General features: G+C 62.8%; 4 protein-coding genes. 3 read left to right on the forward strand and 1 reads right to left on the reverse strand.

Annotated elements, in window-relative coordinates:
* Positions 1–128: 128 nt before the first annotated feature.
* The gene (rnd, locus tag ACJWXQ_RS00735; protein WP_346053420.1) at positions 129–1,277 is read right to left on the reverse strand and encodes a ribonuclease D; all 1,149 of its coding nucleotides are present in this window, start codon (positions 1,275–1,277) and stop codon (positions 129–131) included.
* A 77-nt stretch (positions 1,278–1,354) separates the two neighbouring features.
* Here rnd and ACJWXQ_RS00740 point away from each other — a divergent pair, with 77 nt between their 5' ends.
* The 3 genes from ACJWXQ_RS00740 to ACJWXQ_RS00750 are packed head-to-tail and all read left to right on the forward strand — an operon-like array spanning position 1,355 to position 3,876.
* Complete coding sequence (locus ACJWXQ_RS00740; RefSeq protein WP_346053418.1) at positions 1,355–1,882, forward strand: hypothetical protein; 528 nt, start codon at positions 1,355–1,357, stop codon at positions 1,880–1,882.
* Complete coding sequence (gene mpl, locus ACJWXQ_RS00745) at positions 1,860–3,263, forward strand: UDP-N-acetylmuramate:L-alanyl-gamma-D-glutamyl-meso-diaminopimelate ligase (RefSeq protein ID WP_406671932.1); 1,404 nt, start codon at positions 1,860–1,862, stop codon at positions 3,261–3,263. Before ACJWXQ_RS00740 ends, mpl begins: the two co-directional genes overlap by 23 nt.
* Positions 3,256–3,876 carry a flavin prenyltransferase UbiX gene (locus ACJWXQ_RS00750; protein ID WP_346053414.1) on the forward strand — a complete coding sequence of 207 codons (621 nt, stop codon included), beginning with the start codon at positions 3,256–3,258 and terminating at the stop codon, positions 3,874–3,876. The genes mpl and ACJWXQ_RS00750 overlap by 8 nt, the downstream gene beginning before the upstream one ends.
* Positions 3,877–3,944 lie beyond the last annotated feature (68 nt).

Consider the following 3,944-nt stretch of genomic DNA (forward strand, 5'->3'; position numbering starts at 1 on the left):
AGAAGGCCTCCAAGAAGAAGGCCTCCAAGAAGAAGGCTTCCAAGAAAAAGCGCGGCCTTCGCCGCTGATGCGGAAACGAGGAAGGGCCGGCATTGCCGGCCCTCAGGCCTGCCGCCTTGCCAGGCGGACTATTTCTCGAAGACCAGTCGCCCTGCTGATACGGCCAGCTTCAGATCCCCACGAAGCAGAGACTCCAGGTCGCGGCCCGCCATGGCAGCTCGCCAGCCCTTGAGCAACGGCAGGTCCCGCTCCCCACGGACCAGCGCCTCCAGTTGTTTGCGGGTTGCCACCTGCGCAGGACTCATGTCGTGATCGGCGCAGCGGGCGCGAAGCACGGCCATCATCGCATCGACCAGCGCCTCCTGAGCCGGGCTGAGACGCTCGGGTGTATCGGCCAACGCCGGTGGTGGCTCTTGCAAGCCAGCCTCTGCCGCCGCAACGATCTTGTCGCCATGGCGGCGGCGTACCGCATCGGGGACATCGCGCATGTCCTCCATGTCGCTGGCCTGTTTGGGCGGCCGTCGGGCGAGGTCAATCATGGCTTGGTCCTTCAGTATCCAGCGGCGTGGCCGATTGCGGGCGAGTGCTTCCTCCTCACGCCATCGTGCCAGGCTGACCAGTACGGCCACTTGCCGGGGTTTGAGCTTTCGGTAACCCTTGACCCGCTTCCAGGCATTATCCGGATCGGGCAGGTAGAGAGCCGGATCGGTCAGGGATTGGAACTCTTCCTCCAGCCACTCCATTCGCCCACTGTTGACCAGTCCCTGCCGTAGGTGTTCGAAGACTGGGCCCAGGTAGCGCACATCATCCGCGGCGTATTCGATCGCCTCCGGTGACAGGGGGCGGGCGCGCCAATCCGTGCGGGTATGGCCCTTGGCCAGTTCCTTGCCGCACACAACCTGTACCAGACGGGCGTAGCCAACCTGGTCCCCATGGCCCAGCATCGCCGCGGCAATCTGGGTATCGAACACCGGTGCCGGCACGGCTTGCCAGCAGTGGAAGAAAACCTCCAGATCCTGCCGGGCGGCATGGAAGACCTTCAATTTGGCAGGGTCCAGCATCAGGTCACGGAGAGGCGCCATGCCGGCCTCGTCCAGTTGCAGGGGGTCGATGCAGGCCAGGCGGTCGCCGGCCGCCACCTGAACAAGGCAGAGCTCGGGCCAGTAGCTGTCTTCCCGGATGAATTCGGTGTCCACCGCCAGCCAATCCCATTCGCGGATGCCGGCAACGAAAGCGGCAAGCTGCTCAGGGCTGTCGATGTATTCGGTTTCTGTCATTTCGGTGGCCTTTCGCTCTTGTCCGTAAGGCGAGAATGGTAGCATGCGGTGTTTTATCTCGGTGGCGGAGACTGTCGATGGCCTGGATCAAGCACTGGTTCCTGAAGGGGTGGCAAATCCTTGTCTTCCGCCAGGGTCCGCAGGATCTTCCTTCAGATACGGCCTGGACCTTGATGGCGGGCTGCGTCTACGTGATTTCCGGCGCCGTGCTGTTGCATCTGCGCGCCCTGGATCATCCGCTGCCCGCCTTGTTGTTGCTGGACCTCGCCTTGACCCTGGGCTTTATCTGGCTGGTGCTCGGATTTACCGGGCGACAGAGTCGCCTGCCGCAGTCACTGCAAGCGATCTGGTTGTGCGGCGCCTGGCTGAATCTGATGGGGATGCCACTTGCTACCGTGCTGGTATCCCCGGAGAACAATGGTGGTCTGTTGCTGGACCTGGCGGTGGTGGCCAGTCTGGCCCTGGTATTCTGGAGTATTGCTCTTCTGGCCCATATCCTTAGACATGCCCTGGATTGGTCAATGGCACGGGCACTGCTTCTGTCACTGGCTTATACGTTAATCAATATCACGGCGACCTTTTATGTCTTCCCACCAGAACTCTGATCAGAACCAAGGGCGTCACTTTCATCTGTTGGCAGCCTGCGGCACATTCATGGGCGGTTTGGCTGCCCTGGCCCGTGAGCTGGGCTGGCGCGTTAGCGGCGCCGATAAGAACGTGTATCCGCCCATGAGCGATCAGTTGGCGGCGCTCGGTATTGATTTGACCGAGGGTTGGGATCCAGCCCAGTTGGACCCCGCACCGGATCAGGTCGTGGTGGGCAATGCCCTGTCGCGAGGGAACCCGGTGGTGGAAGCGCTGCTGGAAAGTCGTATTCCCTACACCTCCGGCCCCGACTGGCTGGCACGGGAGGTCTTGCGGGAGCGTTGGGTGATTGCCATCTCGGGGACCCACGGCAAGACCACGACCGCCGGCATGGTGGCCTGGATTCTCGAGTACGCGGGGCTCAGCCCCGGGTTTCTCATTGGCGGCATGCCGGGCAACTTCCCGGTCTCTGCGCGGCTGGGTCAAAGCCCTTTCTTCGTGATTGAGGCCGATGAGTACGACAGTGCCTTTTTCGACAAGCGCTCCAAGTTCGTTCACTACCGGCCCCGCACCCTGGTCATGAACAATCTGGAATACGATCATGCCGATATCTTTCCCGATCTTGCCGCCATCCAGCGTCAATTTCACCATCTGGTGAGAACCGTGCCCGGCAGTGGCCTGCTCATTCGCCCTCGGGATTGCCCGGCCCTGGATGAAGTTCTGGAGATGGGCTGTTGGACGCCGGTGCTGCATCTGGGCGATGAGCGGGAGGGCGTGACGGCCACCGAGCCCGATTCGGGCTGGACGGCATTTGATGTGCACGTGGCCGGTGAACGAGTTGGGCGATTGCGCTGGCAGATGCGCGGGGAACACAACGCCCAGAATGGCTTGGCCGCCATTGCCGCTGCCCGCCATGCCGGGGTGGCGCCGTCGGTGGCCATTGAGGCCCTGGGCGAATTCCGCGGCATGAAGCGTCGGCTGGAGGCGATTGGTGAGGTGTCCGGCATTGCGCTTTATGACGATTTCGCCCATCACCCCACTGCCATTGCCAAGACGCTGGCTGCCCTGCCGGCCGGCCGTCGGGTCGCGATTCTCGAGCCCCGCTCCAATAGCATGCGCATGGGCGCGCACCGGGATGCCTTGCCCGAAGCCTTGGCCGGGGCAGACCGTATCTACCTCTACGTGCCGTCTCAACTCGATTGGGCCGGAGAGGCGCTGGAAGCAAGTCTGGGCGAGAAGCTGACGGTGGCAAGGGACACCGACTCGCTACTGGATCGACTCGCCTCCGAGCTGCAGGCTGGCGATCAGGTTGCCATCATGAGTAATGGCGGCTTCGAGGGGATTCATGGCAGGCTGCTGACAGCATTGCGAGAAACACGGGGAGAAACCGCTGATGAGTGAGTCCAGGGACTACCGCGACGACATCAGTCTGGCTTTTACCGGCGCCTCCGGTGCCCAGTATGGTCTGCGTCTGCTGGATTGCCTGCTGCGATCCGGCCATCGCGTGCATCTGATGATTTCCCGGCCTGCCCAGGTGGTGATCGGCACCGAAACCGATCTTTCCCTGCCCGGGCGCCAGGCGGATATGGGTCGTTTTCTGGCCGAGCGAAGCGGGGTGACGTCAGATCGTCTGCTGGTCTACGGCCAGGATGAATGGACGTCAGCAGCGGCCAGTGGCTCGGGTGCGCCCCGGCGGATGGTGGTCTGTCCCTGTACCACCGCCACCGTTTCCAATATTGCCATGGGTGCCAGCCGCAGCCTGATCGAACGGGCCGCCGATGTGGTGCTCAAGGAGCGTCACAGACTGGTGCTGGTGATCCGGGAGACTCCCTTCTCGGAGATTCACCTGGAAAACATGCTGCGGCTGGCCCGCATGGGCGCGATTATCCTGCCGGCCAATCCGGGCTTCTACCACAAGCCCGAGCGGGTCGAGGATCTGGTCGATTTCGTCGTTGCCCGGACCCTGGATCACCTGGGTGTCGAACATGACTTGCTGGCCCGGTGGGGGCGATGATCAGACGCTGGTGGTGAGCCGGACCAGCCAGTCCGGAGGCGAATCGCTGGATTCGATGGGAAAGCCGC

It is taken from the genome of Natronospira sp. (assembly GCF_007134575.1).
GTDB classification, from domain to species: domain Bacteria; phylum Pseudomonadota; class Gammaproteobacteria; order Natronospirales; family Natronospiraceae; genus Natronospira; species Natronospira elongata.

What these genes read in the sequence shown, in the direction of transcription:
- rnd (WP_346053420.1), bottom strand. Translation starts at nt 1,277, where the DNA reads ATGACAGAAACCGAATACATCGACAGCCCTGAGCAGCTTGCCGCTTTC.
- ACJWXQ_RS00740 (WP_346053418.1), top strand. Translation starts at nt 1,355, where the DNA reads ATGGCCTGGATCAAGCACTGGTTCCTGAAGGGGTGGCAAATCCTTGTC.
- mpl (WP_406671932.1), top strand. Translation starts at nt 1,860, where the DNA reads ATGTCTTCCCACCAGAACTCTGATCAGAACCAAGGGCGTCACTTTCAT.
- ACJWXQ_RS00750 (WP_346053414.1), top strand. Translation starts at nt 3,256, where the DNA reads ATGAGTGAGTCCAGGGACTACCGCGACGACATCAGTCTGGCTTTTACC.